Here is a 444-nt window from a genome sequence, read left to right as displayed (position 1 = left end):
GCCCGACACCCCGGCGCTGGACCGGGAGTTCAGGTCGCTCTTCGACGAGCTCAGCTCGGTACGCGACGGCGTGCACTGGATCCCGTCGATGCTGCCGCGCCCGGCGGTGGTGCAACTGCTCAGCCACGCCGCGGTGTTCGTCTGCCCCTCGGTCTACGAGCCGCTGGGCATCGTGAACCTGGAGGCGATGGCGTGCGGCACGCCGGTGGTGGCCTCCGCGGTCGGCGGCATCCCCGAGGTCGTCGCGCACGGCACGACCGGGCTGCTGGTGCCCTACCGGGAGGGCCACGCCGCGGAGTTCGAGGCGGGGCTCGGCCGGGCGCTGGACCGGGTGCTCGCCGACCCGGCGGCCGCGGCGCGGATGGGCGAGGCGGGACGGCGGCGCGCGGTCGGCGAGTTCGGCTGGGACACCGTCGCGCGCCGGACCGCGGAGCTGTACGAGGA

Annotated in this window: 1 protein-coding gene; it reads left to right on the top strand. The window is 75.9% G+C overall.

The features are described 5' to 3' along the window. A partial coding sequence (locus tag AC5RWQ_RS30530; RefSeq protein WP_494286053.1) for a glycosyltransferase occupies nt 1–444 on the top strand: 444 nt, incomplete at both ends.

Source organism: Micromonospora sp. BS32 (assembly GCF_059089345.1).
The sequence above is the reverse complement of the archived record's forward strand: the minus strand, read 5'-3'. Positions and strand labels throughout refer to the sequence as shown.